The following is a 16,008-nucleotide window of genomic DNA, read 5'->3' as shown; positions in this document are numbered from 1 at the left end:
CGTACTGGCAGACGGGCGATCGCACCTATCCGGCGACGGTGTCCTCGCTCACTTCGGCGGCGACACGGGCGGCGATCTTCGACGGCCTGGACGCGCCGGCGGAGAAGTAGGTGAGCAGCTCCGAGATCTCGACGGGGTCGTCCAGCTGCGGGCAGTGGCCCCAGTCTTCGCGCACCATCAGCCTGCTGTGCGGGACCAGTGCGTGCAGCTGCCGTCCGGAGGCGGCGCTGACCAGCTTGTCCTTGCCGCAGACGACCACCAAGAGCGGGACGCGGACCTCTTCGAGCCGGTACGCGTTCGCCAGCTCTTCGACGAGTTGCCTCGCCTGTTCGAGCCTGGTGGTGGTGGAGCGGTAGTCGGGGAACAGCGAGGTGAACCGGCGCACCTGGGCCGCGTCCGCGGCGGCTGAGTCGGCGTACAGGAGCCGGGGGACGACCTGCTCGGCGACGGCGCGCACGAGGAAGCCGGGGATCGGCAGCGGCAGGGCCGAGTACATCCGCAGCGGCAGCGGGTACCTGGCCACGGTGCGGATGAGCCAGCTGTCCACGAAACCGGGCGCGGCGATCGACACCACGCCGGCGACCGGCAGCCGCTGGTTCTCCGCGGCACGCAGGCTCATCGTGCCGCCGAGCGAGTTGCCGGCGAGGACCACCGTGCCGAGTACGGCCTGTTCCTTGACCACGGCCGCGGTGAACGCGTCCAGCTGCGGCAGCATCGGTCCCGGGCGCAGTGGCTGAGCGTCACCGAATCCGGGCAGATCGACCGCGACCGCCGGAACACCGGCGGCCGCGAGCAGCTCCAGAACGGGGCGCCAGGTGTCGGCGCTGTCGCAGTAGCCGTGCAGCAGCACCAGCCTCGGCGCGGTCGGCTTGACCTGCCCGCGTGCCGTGGCCCGCTTCCCGAGTATCCGCCGAGGGGTGCGGTCGGTGGATTCCACCGGCTGCGGCCCGACTTCGAGCACTCTGGTGCGGACACCGGCGTAGCGCCGGAACGAGACGCGGATCGGGTCGGTGTCGGTGGTGGTCCGGCCCCCCGGGTCCGCCGGTTCGGGCCGCTGCGATGCGGTCATGGTTCCAGGCTAACCGCGAGAGGTCGGATTTTGGTCGAACTTTGGTCGTAAGAAGCTCGCCAAGTCATAACGTTCTTGACACTTGACAAGACCGCGAAATGGCTGCTTGACCTGCGCGGAACGCGCGGACGTGCGCTTGTGTGCGCGCTTGATCCGAGTGAGGGGGCGAACTCACCCCTCCGATCAATGCGTGAAGACCACCTTGCCGGAAGTTTCCCCGTCGAGCATGTTCTTAAACCCGGTTTCGGCTTCGGCGAACGGCAGTTCGGCGCCGATCTGCGGCCGGACCCCGGTGAGTTCCAGGTACGCGAGGAGATCGTTCAGTTCGTCCCTGGTCCCCATGGTCGAACCGGCGATGCGCAGTTGCAGAAAGAACACGCGCTGCAACTCCGCGTGAGCGTCCGGGCCGCTGGTCGAACCCGAGACGACGATGATGCCGCCCGGCTTCAGCGACTTCACCGAGTGGGACCAGGTCGCCTTGCCGACGGTTTCGAAGACCGCGTCGACCCGCTCGGGCAGCCGTGCGCCGGACTCAAAGGTCTGATGTGCGCCCAGATTCTCGGCGAGCGCACGCTTCTCTTCACTACGTCCGGTGACCCAGACCCGGAAACCGCCCGCACGCCCGAGCTGGATCAGCGCGGTCGAGACACCGCCGGAGGCGCCTTGGACGAGCATCGTCTGTCCGGGCCGCAGCCCGGACTTCACGAACAGCATCCGGTACGCGGTCAGCCACGCCGTGCCCATGGTCGCGGCTTCCGCGAAGCTCAGGCCCGACGGCTTCGGAACGACATTGCGTGCCGGGACCACGACCTGCTCGGCGAAGGTGCCCTGGTGCTTCTCGGTGAGCAGGGTCCGCTTCGGGTCGAGGGTGTCGTCGCCCTGCCAGCCCGGGGCGTTGATCACCGAATGGACGACGACCTCGGTGCCGTCGTCGAGGGTGCCCGCGCCGTCACAGCCCAGGATCATCGGGAACTGCTCGGGTTTGATGCCCACGCCGCGCAAAGTCCACAGGTCGTGCATGTTGAGGCTGGCGGCCTTGATGTTGACCCGCACCCAGCCTTCGGGGACCTCGGGTTCGGGTCGCTCGCCGATCACCAGCGAGTCCAGCGGCTTTTCGGCGTTGGGTTCGGAAGCGTAAACGGCGAACATGTCAGCAACCTACATGGCCTGACCGGTGGCGGCACCGGGTGCGCGCGTAGGCTCACAGTGTGTTCAACGGGCTTGCAGACTGGTGGGACGGCGTGGAGCTGTGGCTCGCGCAGGCCCCGTTCCCCGTGCAGTTCGTGCTGGTCATGGCGGTCGTGGTGCCGCTGTGCCTGGTCGCGGCCTGGGTGCTCGACACGGTCTTCGGCAAGGTCGCCCGGCGCTTCGGCGCCGCCCGCGATGCGAACGACCCCGACCGGCCGTCCTAAGCTGGCACACCATGTTCAACCGTAGGCGGATCACCGCCGCCCTGATCGGCCTGATCGTGCTGGTGCTCGCAGGCTGGTTCGTCAAGGACGGCATCAGCGGTGACGACACGAAGAGCGCTCCGGCGAGTTCGTCCGCTTCGGCCGCGCCGTCGGGCGACGCCGCGGCGAGCGGGGCGAAGGGCAAGGTCGCGGGCGAGGAATCCGGTCTCCCGGTCAAGCCGCTGACGAAGCTTCCTTCCCAGGCGTCCGACACCTGGAAGCTCATCCAGGCGGGCGGGCCGTACCCGTATCCGCGCAATGACGACGTCACGTTCCAGAACCGGGAGAAGGTCTTGCCCGCCAAGGGTTCCGGCTACTACCGGGAGTACACCGTGAAGACGCCGGGCAGCCCGGATCGCGGGGCGAGGCGGCTGGTGACCGGGGGCGGCAAGGAGCTGTACTACACCGAGGACCACTACAAGTCCTTCGTCGTCGTGGATCCCAGCCGATGAGCGCGGGCAAGGAAGCGGCGGACAAGGCGTTCGCTCGCGGCGCGTATCCGCACCTGCTCGACGGTGCGCGGACGGTCGACAAGGACTCGACGCTCGACGCGATCGCGGAGGCGCTGTCGTTCCCGGACTACTTCGGGAAGAACCTCGACGCGCTCTACGACTGCCTCACCGACCTGTCCTGGCTCCCGCCCGGCGAGCACGTCCTGATCTGGGCCGGTTCTTCGGGGCTTCGGGAGCGTGACCCCAAGGCGTATTTGGCCGTCCGCAGCGTGCTTTCCGACGCGCAGCGGGCGCTGGGCCCGTCCGGGGACCGGACGGACTCCCGGCGCCTCACCGTCGTCTTGCCCGACTAGGCCTCCGGGACCCAGTTCGGCTTGCGCTTCTGTGCGAAGGCAGTGATGCCCTCCTGGCCTTCTTCGCTCGCGAAGAACCCGGCGGACAGCTTGTTCATGGCCTCGAAGCCTTCGGCGGGTGTCGCCGGGCGCGGCTTGCTGAGCAGTTCCTTCGTCGCCGCGAGGGCCTTCGGGCCGCCGAGCGCGAGCGCCTTGACGTAGCGGGCGACCTCGTCGTCGAGCTCGTCGGCGGGGACGGCCGAGTTCAGCAGGCCGATCTCGACGGCACGCTTCGCGTCGAAGGTGTCACCGGTCAGGAACAGCTCGTGCGCGGCGCGGGCGTTGAGCCGCGGCAGCACGGTGAGCGAGATGACGGCGGGTACGACGCCGATCCGCACCTCGGAGAAGGCGAAGGTCGCTTCGGGTACGGCGACGGCGATGTCGGTCGCGGCCACCATGCCGATCCCGCCGGCCCGCGCGGGGCCCGTGAGCCTCGCCACGACGGGCTTGGGGCTGGTCCACAGCTGCTCGAGGATCTTCGGGAACTCGTTCACGCCCTGGGCGCCCGCACCGGCGCCGCGGGCCTCCTTGAGATCCATGCCCGCGCAGAACACCGGACCGGTGTGGGTGAGCACGATGACCCGCACCGCGTCGTCCGCCTGTGCCTTGTCCAGCGATTCGCTCAGTTCACGCCGCAGCTGGGCGGAGAGCGCGTTGCGGTTGTGCGGGGAGTCCAAGGTGATCGTGGCGGTGCCGCCCACCACGTCGTAGTGCACCAGTTCGTCAGCCATGCCCCACCTTCGCACGGGCGAAGTCGGGCCGGGCAGTGGCCTGCGCCACCATCGCAGGCGACGGTGGCGCAGGCACGGGTCAGCCGATCGTCGTCGTGGTGAACGTGGGGCTCGGGTTCGGGAAGCACGCCGTCGGGGCGGAGACGTCGAAACCGGCGCTGACCACGGCGGTGAACGTCAGGCCCGGGTCGCTGTAGCTGGAACCGCCCAGTTTCGTCTCGATGCTGCCGGACGAGCCCGCGGTGAGGTGCGCGGTCACGGTCGGCAGTTCGAACGTCGAGCCGCCCGCGATCGGACCGGGGAAGCTCAGCGTCGCGACGCTGCCGGACACGGTGATCTTCGGCGGGGTCGAGCCGATGCCGGAGCCGCCGGCGAGGTCGGCGCCCACCCAGGTCGAGTTCGCCGGGATCGGGATCTTCAGGGAGAAGTCCTTGATGTTCTTCACCTGGTAGCCGCTGACCTCGGCCGGGACGGTGTTGGGCGCCGGGTCGATGACGACGTCGAGCGCGGCACCGGGGGCGACCGTCGCCGGGGCGGTGACGTCCGCGTCCTGGTTCAGCTTGAGGTACTTGTTGCCGACGAGCGGCGGCTTGGCCTCGCAGTCGAAGACGACGGTGGTCGCCGCCGAAGCCGGCGCGGCCAGAGCGGCGATCGGGACGAGTACGGCCGAAGCGCAGACGAGGGCACGGATGGCAGCCTTCATGTTCCACCTACCTGGGGGTTCGATGGGGAGAGAGGGAGCTGCGCAGCGATTAGAGAGTTACCGGCAAGTTAAGTAACTCGTCAAGAAATCTCCGTTCCCATACGCGGGGTGTCACGGAACTGGGAACGGAACCCACCGAAAATCGGTATCAAGCGCCCGTACGGGACGGGTCGTGCTACTCAGGCGGCGAGCCGGGCGGCGGCGACGTCGTAGCGGTCCAGGACGAGCCCGGCGATCCGCGGATCCGGCCCCAGCGGCCCGGCGACGATCACCGACGGGTCGGCTTCGCGGGCCAGGCGCGCGATCCGGTCCGGCAGCAGGCCCGGTGCGAGGAACCAGCCCGCGACCGCGAGCCGCCCGGCGCCGTTGAGCCGCAACCGCGCGATGGCGGCCGGCACGTCCGGCTGCGCGGCACTGGCGAAGGCGGGTGTCGCGAGCAGCCCGCGACGCAGCTGCCAGCGAGTGGTGATTCCGGCGACGGCGTCGTTCGCCGCCACGTTCGACGAGCCGACGCCGGCCAGCAGGACACCGAGCCCCGGGTCGTCGAGATCGGCGCCCGCCTCGGTGAGCCGGTCCAGCGCGACCGTCTCGATGAGCGGGTCGATGCCCAGCACTGCGGAAACCCGCACGTCGAGGCCCGGGCAGTCCGCGGTCACCTCGGCGACGAGCGCGGGCAGGTCGACCCGGGCGTGGTAGGCCACGCCGAGCAGCAGGGGCACCACGACGACCTCGCGGTGTCCCTCGGCGTACAGTCCGCGGAGGGCGTCCGTGAGCAACGGCTCCGAAAGATCCAAAAAGGACTCGCGGATGTCGAGTTCCGGTGCCAGCCCTCGAGAGACGTCGAGCAGGGCGCGGATGGTTGCGGCGGACCGCGGATCGCGGCTGCCGTGGGCGACGGCGACCAGTGGCGGAGTGCGGGGTGGGGTCATGCGAACCTTTCGCCGACGAGTCCGGCCGCCAGTGTATCGCCGTCCTTCGGATCGATGACCAGGAAAGCGCCCGTCCGCGGGCTGACGCCGTAGTCGTCCACGCCGATCTCCTCGGCCAGTCGGAGCGTGACCCGGCCGATGTCGTTGAGCTCCAGTGTGGCCGGATCGTCCACACTGGACAACGTCTGCTCGTCGAAGCGGGCGTGGAGTTCGCCGACCAGTGCCTGCACCGTCCGCGTTCCGTGCTTCACCAGCACCCGCGCGCCCGGTTTCAGCGGTTTCGCCGAGAGCCAGCACAGGGTCGCGGTGATCTCGTCGGTCACCGTCGGCTGCCGGTCGGCGGCGGCGATCAGGTCACCGCGCGAGATGTCGACGTCGTCGGTGAGCAGCAGGGTCACCGAGGTACCCGCGCCGGCTTCGGCGAGCGGCCCGTCGGCGGTGTCGATGGCCTCCACGCGGCTGCGGATTCCTTGCGGGAGCACGACGATCTCGTCACCAGGCCGGACGGTGCCGGCCGCGATCTGTCCGGCGTATCCGCGGTAGTCGGGATGGTCGGCCGTGCGCGGCCGGATCACGTACTGCACCGGGAAACGGAACGCCGAATCGTGCGGATCCGGTGCCACCGGCACGGTTTCCAGGTGCTCCAGCAGCGTCGGGCCCGAGTACCACGGGGTCTTGCCCGACTTCTCCGCCACGTTGTCGCCCACCAGTGCCGAAACCGGCACCGCGAGCACGGAACCCCGTTCGTAGCCCAGGGACGCGGCGTGTTCGGCGAACTCCTCGGCGATCACGGTGAACGTCGCTTCGTCGTAGCCGACGAGGTCGATCTTGTTCACCGCCAGCACCAGGTTCGGGACGCCGAGGAGCGCGAGCACCGCGGCGTGGCGGCGGGTCTGCTCGATGACACCCTTGCGCGCGTCGACCAGCAGCACGGCCAGCTGCGCGGTGGACGCCCCGGTCACCGTGTTCCGCGTGTACTGCACGTGACCCGGCGTGTCCGCGAGCACGAAACTGCGCTTCGGCGTCGCGAAGTACCGGTACGCCACGTCGATCGTGATGCCCTGCTCGCGTTCCGAGCGCAGGCCGTCCACGAGCAGCGAGAGGTCCGGAGTGGACAGTCCTTTGTCGACACTGGCGCGGGTGACCGCGTCCAGCTGGTCGGCGAGGACGGATTTGGTGTCGTACAGGAGCCGCCCGACCAGGGTCGACTTCCCGTCGTCCACACTGCCCGCGGTCGCGAGCCTGAGGAGGCTGGACATCAGAAGTACCCTTCCCGCTTGCGGTCTTCCATCGCCGCCTCCGACATCCGGTCGTCGGCGCGGGTGGCGCCGCGTTCGGTGAGCCGGGAGGCCGAGACCTCGGCGATGACCTCGTCCACCGTGGCGGCGGTCGATTCGATGGCGCCCGTGCACGAACCGTCGCCGACGGTCCGGTACCGCACGGTCAGTTCCCGGACGACCTCGTCCGGGCGCGGGCCGCCCCACGGGCCTTCGGCCAGCCACATGCCGTCGCGCTGGTAGACCTCGCGCCGGTGCGCGTAGTAGATCGACGGCAGCTCGACCTTCTCCCGCGCGATGTAGTTCCAGACGTCCGCCTCGGTCCAGTTGGACAGCGGGAACACGCGGACCTGCTCGCCGGGGCGGTGCCGCCCGTTGTAGAGGTTCCACAGTTCCGGACGCTGCCGTCGCGGCTCCCACTGGCCGAAAGCGTTGCGCAGGCTGAAGATCCGCTCCTTGGCGCGGGCGCGTTCCTCGTCGCGGCGCCCGCCGCCGAAGACCGCGTCGAACTTGTTCTCGGCGATCGTGTCGAGCAGCGGCGTGGTCTGCAGCGGGTTGCGCATCCCGTCGGCGCGCTCTTCGAGCCTGCCGTCGTCGATCCAGTCCTGGACCTTCGCCACGACCAGCCGTAGCCCGTGCTGCTCGACGACGCGGTCACGGAAGTCGATGACCTCGTCGAAGTTGTGCCCGGTGTCCACGTGCAGCAACGGGAACGGCACCGGGGCGGGCCAGAAGGCCTTGATCGCCAGGTGCAGCAGGAGCGTGGAGTCCTTGCCGCCGGAGAAGAGGATCACCGGCCGGTCGAACTCACCCGCCACCTCGCGGAAGATGTGGATGGCCTCGGATTCCAGCGCGGCGAGGTTGTCCTGCGCCGCATCTGTGGCCGGTTCGAGCGTGGTCATTTCGTCCCTTCTCACCCGTGCAGGCCGCATTCGGTCTTGCCCTGCCCGGCCCAGCGGCCGCTGCGCGGGTCCTGGCCCGGAGCGACCTTCGCGGTGCACGGCGCGCAGCCGATCGACAGATAACCGATGGACACCAACGGGTTCTCGAGGATCCCGTGTTCGCTGATGTAGCCGTTGAACTCGTCGTCGGACCACGGCGCGATCGGGTTGATCTTCACCAGCCCGTTGCGGTCGTCCCAGGTGACGATGGGGGTGTTCGCGCGGGTCGGCGCGTCGACGCGGCGGACGCCGGTCACCCACGCCGAGTACTTCGCGAGTGTGTTCCGCAGCGGTACCACCTTGCGCAGGTGGCAGCACTGGTTCGGGTCGCGCTCGTGCAGTTTCGGGCCGTACTCCGCGTCCTGTTCGGCGACGCTCTGCTCGGCTTCGGCGTTGACGATCCGTACGCCCGGGTACACCGCCTGCACCGCGTCACGGGTGCCGATGGTCTCCGGGAAGTGGTAGCCGGTCTGCAGGAACAGCACGTCGACGTCGGGTTTGACCTGGGTGGCCAGATCGATCAGGACGGCGTCCTGCATGTTCGACGCGACGATGAAGTCGTCGCCGAAGGTCTCCGCGGTCCAGCGCAGGGCTTCGGTCGCGGTCGCCTCCGCGAGCTCCTTCGAGGCCCGTTCGGCGAGCGTCTTGTAGTCGGCAGTGGCGGTCATCCTTGCGACACCTCCGGAAAGGACAGTCCGAGGAACTTCACGGTGAAGACCCGGCGGCAGCCCGCGCACAGCCACGAGCCGCCTTCCTCCGGCCGGAGGTCTTCATCGCCACAGAAAGGGCAGTAGTACGGGGTCGCGCGTTCGGTCATTGCAAGACGCCTTCGTCGGCCCGCAGGACCCACTGGGCGAACCGTTCGCCGGGTTCGCGGCCGGCGAGGTACGCCCGCACGACCCGCTCGACGTACGCGGTCAGCTCCGCCGCGGTCACCTTGTGCCCGCGCAGTTTCCGGCCGAATCCGGCGTCCAGGCCGAGCCCGCCGCCGAGGTGCACCTGGAAACCTTCGACCTGCTTGCCGTCCTCGTCGGTGACGATCTGGCCCTTGAGCCCGATGTCGGCGGTCTGCACCCGGGCGCAGGAGTTGGGGCAGCCGTTGAGGTGCACGGTCACCGGGTTCTCGATCTCGGCCTGGATGTCGGCGAGGCGCTTCTCCAGGTCGGTGACCAGTTCGATCGCGCGGGCCTTCGTTTCGACGATCGCGAGCTTGCAGAACTCCAGCCCGGTGCAGGCCATGATGCCGCGCCGCCACGGCGAGGGCTCGGTCTGCAGGCCGAGGTCGGCCAGCTCGGTCTTCAGCCCGTTCACCTCGGCCTCGGGGACGTCGAGGACCACGAGCTTCTGGTGTGGGGTGAGCCGGACGCGGTTCGACCCGGCCCGCTCGGCGGCCTTGGCGACCGCCAGCAGGGTGGCGCCGGAGACGCGGCCCGCGACCGGCGCGGCGCCGACGTAGAACCGGCCGTCGATCTGCGGGTGCACGCCGACGTGGTCGATCTGGGCGGCGGGCACCTCGGGCGCCGGGCCGTCGGTCAGCTTGCGCTTGAGGTACTCGTCTTCCAGCACCTGACGGAACTTCGCGGCGCCCCAGTCCTTCACCAGGAACTTGATCCGCGCACGGGCGCGGAGCCGCCGGTAGCCGTAGTCGCGGAAGACACTGATCACGCCTTCCCAGACGTCCGGGACCTCGTCGAGCGAGACCCAGGCGCCGAGGCGTTGCCCGATCATCGGGTTGGTGGACAGGCCGCCGCCGACCCAGACGTCGAAGCCGGGGCCGTGTTCCGGGTGGTTCACGCCGACGAAGGCGACGTCGTTGATCTCGTGCGCGACGTCCTGCTGCCCGGAGACCGCGGTCTTGAACTTGCGCGGCAGGTTCGAGTAGCGCGGGTCGCCGATGTAGCGGCGTTTGATCTCGTCGATCGCGGGGGTGCCGTCGATGATCTCGTCGGCGGCGATACCGGCGACGGGGGAGCCGAGGATGACACGCGGGCTGTCGCCGCACGCCTCCATCGTGGTCATCCCGGCCTTCTCGAGCTTCGCCCAGATCGTCGGCACGTCCTCGATCTGGATCCAGTGGTACTGGATGTTCTGCCGGTCGGTGATGTCGGCGGTGTCGCGTGCGTGGGTCTGCGAGATCTCGGCGAGCACGGCCAGCTGCTCGGTCGTCAGCGCGCCGCCGTCGAGCCGCACCCGCAGCATGAAGTAGCGGTCGTCGAGCTCTTCGGGCTCCAGCGTCGCGGTGCGGCCGCCGTCGATCCCCGGCTTGCGCTGGGTGTAGAGACCGAACCAGCGGAACCGGCCGCGCAGGTCACCCGGGTCGATCGAATCGAAGCCGCCGCGGGCGTAGATGTTCTCGATCCGTGCCCGGACGTTGAGCGGGTTGTCGTCCTTCTTGGACCGTTCGTTGGGGTTCAACGGCTCGCGATACCCCAGTGCCCACTGTCCCTCGCCCCGTTTCTGTTTGACCCGGGGCGTGCGGGCAGGGGTCTCGCGCGTGGGCGACGACATGGGAGTCCTCCGGCTGATCGTGGTGGTGGCGGGGAGTCAGCGGTTCGTCGCACAGAGCGCGCTCGCCACACGACGGAGGTCCACGTGGCGGCGTGCCACGAGGCTGATTCCGGCGCGGGTCATTCATTCAGCGTGCCACGCGCCCACTATGTGGTCTAGGCCGGTCCGAATACTGGGAACAGCGTCCGAACTCCCCGGTTTTCGCTGGTCAAGGGCATGCTTTGCGGGTCAAGCCCGGGTTCGTGGCCGGGCATTGTGACGCAGAACGCGCACGACTCAAGAGGGCAGGACGCGGTCCACGATGATCCGGATGACCTCCTCGTCGGTGACGTCCGCGAGCACCTCCGGGAGGGTGAGCCGTTCGACGGTGAGCCCGGTCAGCGCGAGGTACATCAGCAGGACTTCGGCGCGCCCGCCCGGCATGCCCGCCGCGACGTGCCAGTCGACGCTCATGTCGATGCCTTCGCGGACGGTCTTGGACAACTCGGCCGCGAGATCCGGGCGGCGGGTGGCTTCGAGGCGGAGTTCGAGCAAGGCGAGATAAGGCTCCCGGTGGCCGGTCAGCCGCCCCATGAGCTCGCCGAGCAGGACGCCGACCCGGTCGTGGGACGGCGACTCGGCCTGCGGGTTCGCCATCACCTCGGCCGGCGCAGACAGTCGCTCCTGCACGCGGACGCCGACCTCGCCGAGCAACTGGTCCCGGTTGCGGAAGTAGTTGGACGTCGTTCCCGGCGGCACATCCGCCTCGACGTCCACGGCGCGGTACGTGAGCCCGCGTGCGCCCTCGCGGGCGAGGACGGTGATGGCGGCGTCGGTGAGCGCGGTCCGGCGCTCCGGGTTCTGTCGCATCGGGACATTCTCCTTGCCTCGGTCAAACCACTATGTCTATAGTACTACGCATCAAGTGGTTCAACCTGGGAGGAACACCGGATGCAACTCAACGGTTTCGGCGCCTGCGTGGTCGTCGAGGACATCGCCGAGACCACCGCCTGGTGGAAGCGGCACCTGCAGCTGACGGTGACGATCGAGCTGGACTGGTTCTCCAGCCTCAACGTCGGAGTGCCGGGCTATGAGATGAGCTTCGTGAAGCGCGGGCACAAGTCCACGCCGTCGCCTTGGCGGGCGCAGGAGCCCGCCGGGTCGATGGTCGGCCTCATGGTCGCCGACGCCGCGGCCGAGTACGAAAGGCTGCGCGAGGAGGGGGTCAAGATCGTGACGGAGCTCGTGGACGAGGGGTTCGGCCAGCGGCACTTCTACATCGAGGACCTGAACGGCTTCCTGATCGACATCATCGAGGCCATCCCGCCGTCCCCGGAGTGGTTGGCCGCTAACGGGTTGGCGTAATACCGCATCGGGTGAGTGAGGCCGCGCGGGGCCGCCGTCGCCGCTAGCTTCGGTCTCCGATCCACAGAGGACGGAGGAGTTGCGCATGCGCCGATGGGTGGTCGCCGCGATGGTGCTGGCGTCCCTGCTGATCCCGGGTACCGCTTCCGGGGCTCAGCAGGGCTGCAGACTGGTCTCGCCCGAGGAGGGGGCGGTACTGCACAAGGGCGACTCGTACCGGTTCGAGGCGGTCGGCTGTGCGCCGGGCGTCCGGGGACATCTGGCCCATACCGTGCTGGTCGAGGTCGCCATGAGCCGCGACGCCGTCGTGGACGAGCAGGGCGACTGGTCGGTCGACCACGTGGTCAACGACTACTCGCTGAACATGGAGATCCTCGTCTGGGTGCGGTTCGACGACGGCTCCCGTTCGACCTCGGTCAAGGTGCGCATCGCCGACCGATGACGCGTTCCGTGAAGGCCTCTTTCCCCCGGGAAGGAGGCCTTCATGGCGTGGGGGACACTGGGGTGTGCCCGCGTTGCTGCCCGAAACCACCACGCCCGTCGAATCCGCGCTCCCCGAGAGCGCGCTGGAAGGGCTCGGCACGCGACCGTTCGGCGTCTACGTGCACGTCCCGTTCTGCGCGACCCGGTGTGGCTACTGCGACTTCAACACCTACACCGCCGGAGAGCTGGACAGCGGTTCGTCGCCGCAGTCGTGGCTCGAAGGCCTCAAACGCGAGTTCGACCTGGCCGCGCGCGTGCTGAAGGCGCCGCCCGCGGTCGACACCGTCTTCGTCGGCGGCGGCACCCCGTCCCTGCTCGGCGCCGACGGGCTCCGAAGCGTTCTCGACGCCGTTCGCGACACCTTCGGGCTCGCGCCGGACGCGGAGGTGACGACCGAGTCCAATCCGGAGTCCACGTCGCCCGAGTTCTTCGCGGGCATCCGTGACGCCGGATACAACCGGATCTCGCTCGGGATGCAGTCGGCCGCGCAGCACGTGCTGAAGATCCTCGACCGGGTGCACACCGCGGGCCGTCCGATCGCGGCCGCCGAGGAGGCGCGCGCCGCCGGATTCGACCACGTCAACCTCGACGTCATCTACGGCACGCCGGGGGAGCGGACCGAAGATCTCCAGGCTTCGCTGGACGCGGTGCTGGCCGCCGGCGTCGACCACGTCTCGGCGTACGCGCTGATCGTCGAGGAGGGCACCGCGCTCGCCCGCCGCATCCGCCGCGGCGAACTGCCCGCGCCGGACGACGACGTACTGGCCGCCGACTACGAGATGATCGACCGCGTCCTCGCCTCGGCGGGCTTGCGCTGGTACGAGGTGTCCAACTGGGCGAGCTCGGAGGAGGCCCGCTGCCGGCACAACATCGGCTACTGGCGCGGCGGGGACTGGTGGGGTGCCGGGCCGGGCGCGCACAGCCACGTCGGCGGTGTGCGCTGGTGGAACGTCAAGCATCCGGCCCGCTACGCCGCGTCCCTCGCGGCCGGGGAGTCGCCTGCCGCCGGCCGCGAACTGCTGACCGACGAGGACCGGCATCTCGAACGCGTGATGCTGGAACTCCGGCTGTCCGAAGGACTTCCGCTCGACGCGCTCGACGACGACGGCCGGGCCGAAGCCCGCGCCGCCGCCGCCGAGGGATTGCTGGAACAGTCCGCTTTGGACGGTCAGGGCCGGGCGGTGCTGACCGATCGGGGCCGGTTGCTGGCCGACGGCCTGGTGCGCCGGCTCACCTGAGCCGCAGCGCGCGGTCGACCCACCGGCCCACCGGCAGCGCCACCACGACCGCCGCCAGCGCCAGGTGCACCAGCATGAACAGCACCGCGACCGGTACGCTCGGCGGCCCGCCGAGGAACACGATCATATGCGACGCCCACTTCAGCTCGGTCGGTTTCGTCCCGGCGGCCCAGACGTCGTTGAGCGCCCAGAACGTCAGGTCGTTCGCGCCCGAGATCACCACGAGGATCGCCGCGACCCCGGTCTTGAGCACGTTCGCCGTCCGGCCGCCGCCCAGCCGGTACGCCATCAGGCCGAACAGGACGATGAACGTCACGATGAACAGCTCGAACTGGTACACCGGCTGGAAGGCGTCGTCGTCGGTGGCGGCGTTCCTGGCGAACGCCTGGATCCGCATGATCAGCTCGGTGTCCAAATAGGACATGTAGACGAACACGGCGAGCACGATCAGCGCCGGACCCCCTTTGGTGCGGGGGAACAGCGCCACCGTGGCGACCGCGAAGACGAACGGGCACAGCTTGAACGCCCAGTCCGCGACGTTGTCCAGCGTCTGGTCCGGCGGCAGGATCACCATGATCAGCAGCGTGGTCACCACCGCCGGGACGGCGGCCACCAGCCACAGCCATTTGCGCCGCCGGTAGAGCGCGGGGATCCAGCCGTCCGTTTCGGGCAGGGTGGCGGTCACAGGTCGTCCTTCTCTGCCCAGAACGGCCCGAGGGCGAGGGCGTCGACGTCGGTCTTCAGATAGCAGGCCACCGCGTCGGCCGGGCTGGCGACGATCGGTTCGTTGTTGTCGTTGAACGAGGTGTTGACCACCATCGGCACGCCGGTGAGCTTCTCGAACTCGCTGATCATCCGGTAGTACAGCGGGTTGTCCGTTTCGGTCACTGTCTGCACGCGGGCGGTCCCGTCGACGTGGGTGATGGCCGGGACCACGTCGCGTTTGTCCGGCAGGACGTCGAACACCAGCAGCATGACCGGCGACGGGTAGTCGCTGACGAACCAGTCGCCCGCGCGTTCCGCCAGGCACGACGGCGCGAACGGCCGGAACGCCTCACGGTGCTTGACCTTCTCGTTCATCCGCGTCTTCGAGTCGGGGTCGCGCGGGTCGGCCACCAGCGAGCGGTTGCCGAGCGCGCGCGGCCCGCATTCCATCCGGCCCTGCACCCAGCCGATGATCTTGCCCTCGGAGATCTTCTTCGCCGTGTGCGCGGCGATGTCGTCGACCTTGGTGTAGCGGACCCCGGCGTCCTGCAGGGCGAGTTCCATCTCCGCCTCGGTGTAGTCGGGACCGGTGTAGGTGTAGCCGTCGCGAGGCCGCGGCTTGCCGTACTTGCCGACCGACACCTCCAGCGCCGAACCGAGCGCGCAGCCGTCGTCGGCGGCCGCGGGCTGGGCGAAGAAGTCCTCGAACGGGGTCTCCAGCAGGATCCGGCCGTTCATCACGCTGTTCAGCGCGACCCCGCCCGCGACGGACAGCCGCCGCGATCCGGTCTCGCGCTGCAGCCAGCGCGCGAGGTGCAGCCCGGCCTCCTCGAGGGTGACCTGCAGGGCGTAGGCGATGTCGCAGTAGTGCTGCGGCACCGGGTTCTCCGCGGTCACCCGGGTCTTGGGCCGCGCCGGGCCGAACAGGTCGGTGAACTTCTTCGACATCACGTGCTTGCCGGTGCGGTGGTGGCCGAAGAAGCTCAGTTCGAGCTCGTACCCGCCGTCGTCGTCCAGGTGGATCAGCTGCTTGAACGCGTCGACGTAGGTGTCGTCGCCGAGCGGCGCCAGCCCCATGATCTTGCCCTCGTCACGGGTGGGGTAGAAGCCCAGATAGCCGGTGACGCCCGCGTACATCGCGCCGAGCGAGTGCGGGAACTTGATCCGCCGGATGTCGATGATCCGGTTTCCCTTGCCGTGGCCCAGATAGGTCGCGGTGCCGTCGCTGCCGATGCCGTCGAAGGTGAGCACCGCCGACTCTTCCCACGGCGAGATGAAGTACCCGCTGGCGGCGTGCGCCTTGTGGTGGTCGACCAGATGCGTCTTGAACTTCGTCGGACCGGTCCAGCCCACGGCCTCCTTCACGTCGCGTTCGAGGGTGAAGGACCGCTTGATGTGCGCGAGCACCGCGCCGCCGACGTGGTAGTCGTCGACCCCTTTGCCGCCACCGGTCTTGAACGTCTCCACCATGCCCGCCGACGAGCCGCCCTCGTCGCCGTTCTGGTTGCGGAACACCTCCAGCGTTCCCGGGAAGTACTTCGCGAACACCTTCGCCGCGTGAATGCCTTCGCGCCAGCGCTGCCAGTAGTAGGCGACGTGGTCGACGTCGGCGAGGGTGATCCCGCCGCGTTCCAGGCAGAACTTGATCGCCTCGGCGGGGAAGTCCCCGTCGTGCTTCTTGCGGGTGAAGCGTTCTTCTTCGGCGAACGCGATGATCTCGCCGTCGCGCACCAGCGCGGCCGCCGAGTCGTGGACCCTGCTGATTCCCAGTACGTACATGTTCCT

General features: G+C 69.1%; 20 protein-coding genes. 6 read left to right on the top strand and 14 right to left on the bottom strand.

Going from position 1 to position 16,008, the window contains the following annotated elements:
* Window positions 1–25: 25 nt before the first annotated feature.
* Window positions 26–1,069 carry an alpha/beta hydrolase gene (locus DMC61_RS34485; RefSeq protein ID WP_125694628.1) on the bottom strand — a complete coding sequence of 348 codons (1,044 nt, stop codon included), beginning with the start codon at window positions 1,067–1,069 and terminating at the stop codon, window positions 26–28.
* A gap of 183 nt (window positions 1,070–1,252) precedes the next feature.
* Window positions 1,253–2,218, bottom strand: a complete 966-nt coding sequence (locus DMC61_RS34480; protein WP_125694626.1) for a zinc-binding dehydrogenase — start codon at window positions 2,216–2,218, stop codon at window positions 1,253–1,255.
* A 59-nt stretch (window positions 2,219–2,277) separates the two neighbouring features.
* Between DMC61_RS34480 and DMC61_RS34475 the strand changes: the two genes are divergently transcribed.
* Genes DMC61_RS34475 through DMC61_RS34465 form a run of 3 tightly spaced genes read left to right on the top strand, consistent with a single transcriptional unit; the run spans window position 2,278 to window position 3,325 of the window.
* The gene (locus DMC61_RS34475) at window positions 2,278–2,481 is read left to right on the top strand and encodes a CDP-alcohol phosphatidyltransferase family protein (RefSeq protein ID WP_125694624.1); all 204 of its coding nucleotides are present in this window, start codon (window positions 2,278–2,280) and stop codon (window positions 2,479–2,481) included.
* An 11-nt stretch (window positions 2,482–2,492) separates the two neighbouring features.
* Entirely contained in the window at window positions 2,493–2,972 is a 480-nt protein-coding gene (locus tag DMC61_RS34470; RefSeq protein WP_063272854.1) for a ribonuclease domain-containing protein, read from the top strand.
* A complete protein-coding gene (locus tag DMC61_RS34465) occupies window positions 2,969–3,325 on the top strand; it encodes a barstar family protein (protein WP_016332417.1) in 357 nt (118 codons plus the stop codon). The genes DMC61_RS34470 and DMC61_RS34465 overlap by 4 nt, the downstream gene beginning before the upstream one ends.
* Here the strand turns inward: DMC61_RS34465 and DMC61_RS34460 are convergent.
* From DMC61_RS34460 to DMC61_RS34420, 10 genes are all read right to left on the bottom strand, one after another.
* On the bottom strand, window positions 3,322–4,095 hold the full coding sequence (locus tag DMC61_RS34460) for an enoyl-CoA hydratase family protein (RefSeq protein WP_125694622.1): 774 nt from the start codon (window positions 4,093–4,095) through the stop codon (window positions 3,322–3,324). The genes DMC61_RS34465 and DMC61_RS34460 overlap by 4 nt on opposite strands.
* Window positions 4,096–4,174: 79 nt before the next feature.
* Window positions 4,175–4,798: a cyclase gene (locus DMC61_RS34455; protein WP_125694621.1), complete on the bottom strand. Its 624-nt coding sequence runs from the start codon at window positions 4,796–4,798 to the stop codon at window positions 4,175–4,177.
* A 179-nt stretch (window positions 4,799–4,977) separates the two neighbouring features.
* Window positions 4,978–5,727: a sirohydrochlorin chelatase gene (locus tag DMC61_RS34450; RefSeq protein WP_125694618.1), complete on the bottom strand. Its 750-nt coding sequence runs from the start codon at window positions 5,725–5,727 to the stop codon at window positions 4,978–4,980.
* Entirely contained in the window at window positions 5,724–6,986 is a 1,263-nt protein-coding gene (locus tag DMC61_RS34445; protein WP_125694616.1) for a sulfate adenylyltransferase subunit 1, read from the bottom strand. Before DMC61_RS34445 ends, DMC61_RS34450 begins: the two co-directional genes overlap by 4 nt.
* The gene (cysD, locus tag DMC61_RS34440; RefSeq protein ID WP_016332422.1) at window positions 6,986–7,906 is read right to left on the bottom strand and encodes a sulfate adenylyltransferase subunit CysD; all 921 of its coding nucleotides are present in this window, start codon (window positions 7,904–7,906) and stop codon (window positions 6,986–6,988) included. Before cysD ends, DMC61_RS34445 begins: the two co-directional genes overlap by 1 nt.
* An 11-nt stretch (window positions 7,907–7,917) precedes the next feature.
* Window positions 7,918–8,613: a phosphoadenylyl-sulfate reductase gene (locus tag DMC61_RS34435; protein WP_073846470.1), complete on the bottom strand. Its 696-nt coding sequence runs from the start codon at window positions 8,611–8,613 to the stop codon at window positions 7,918–7,920.
* Entirely contained in the window at window positions 8,610–8,762 is a 153-nt protein-coding gene (locus DMC61_RS34430) for a hypothetical protein (RefSeq protein WP_016332424.1), read from the bottom strand. Before DMC61_RS34430 ends, DMC61_RS34435 begins: the two co-directional genes overlap by 4 nt.
* Entirely contained in the window at window positions 8,759–10,453 is a 1,695-nt protein-coding gene (locus tag DMC61_RS34425; protein WP_125694614.1) for a nitrite/sulfite reductase, read from the bottom strand. The genes DMC61_RS34430 and DMC61_RS34425 overlap by 4 nt, the downstream gene beginning before the upstream one ends.
* A 36-nt stretch (window positions 10,454–10,489) precedes the next feature.
* Window positions 10,490–10,576 (bottom strand): putative leader peptide, encoded by an 87-nt coding sequence (locus DMC61_RS42170; protein WP_350573702.1) that lies wholly within the window; start codon window positions 10,574–10,576, stop codon window positions 10,490–10,492.
* A 153-nt stretch (window positions 10,577–10,729) separates the two neighbouring features.
* Window positions 10,730–11,302, bottom strand: coding sequence for a TetR/AcrR family transcriptional regulator (locus DMC61_RS34420; RefSeq protein WP_016332426.1), 573 nt, complete (start codon window positions 11,300–11,302; stop codon window positions 10,730–10,732).
* An 81-nt stretch (window positions 11,303–11,383) separates the two neighbouring features.
* Between DMC61_RS34420 and DMC61_RS34415 the strand changes: the two genes are divergently transcribed.
* The 3 genes from DMC61_RS34415 to hemW all read left to right on the top strand — a co-directional run bounded on the left by DMC61_RS34415 (window position 11,384) and on the right by hemW (window position 13,518).
* The gene (locus DMC61_RS34415; protein WP_125694612.1) at window positions 11,384–11,797 is read left to right on the top strand and encodes a VOC family protein; all 414 of its coding nucleotides are present in this window, start codon (window positions 11,384–11,386) and stop codon (window positions 11,795–11,797) included.
* Window positions 11,798–11,882: 85 nt separating this feature from the next.
* Window positions 11,883–12,239, top strand: coding sequence for a hypothetical protein (locus DMC61_RS34410; protein ID WP_125694610.1), 357 nt, complete (start codon window positions 11,883–11,885; stop codon window positions 12,237–12,239).
* 64 nt (window positions 12,240–12,303) lie between these two features.
* Window positions 12,304–13,518 (top strand): radical SAM family heme chaperone HemW, encoded by a 1,215-nt coding sequence (gene hemW, locus DMC61_RS34405; protein WP_125694608.1) that lies wholly within the window; start codon window positions 12,304–12,306, stop codon window positions 13,516–13,518.
* Here the strand turns inward: hemW and DMC61_RS34400 are convergent.
* Together DMC61_RS34400 and DMC61_RS34395 are read right to left on the bottom strand one after the other, a co-directional pair.
* Window positions 13,511–14,203, bottom strand: coding sequence for a hypothetical protein (locus DMC61_RS34400; protein ID WP_125694606.1), 693 nt, complete (start codon window positions 14,201–14,203; stop codon window positions 13,511–13,513). The genes hemW and DMC61_RS34400 overlap by 8 nt on opposite strands.
* Window positions 14,200–16,002, bottom strand: coding sequence for a carbamoyltransferase C-terminal domain-containing protein (locus DMC61_RS34395; protein WP_125694604.1), 1,803 nt, complete (start codon window positions 16,000–16,002; stop codon window positions 14,200–14,202). The genes DMC61_RS34400 and DMC61_RS34395 overlap by 4 nt, the downstream gene beginning before the upstream one ends.
* Between the last annotated feature and the right edge of the window lie 6 nt (window positions 16,003–16,008).

The sequence above is a fragment of the Amycolatopsis sp. WAC 04169 genome (genome assembly GCF_003947535.1).
In the GTDB taxonomy this organism is placed as follows: Bacteria; Actinomycetota; Actinomycetes; order Mycobacteriales; family Pseudonocardiaceae; genus Amycolatopsis; species Amycolatopsis keratiniphila.
The sequence above is the reverse complement of the archived record's forward strand: the minus strand, read 5'-3'. Positions and strand labels throughout refer to the sequence as shown.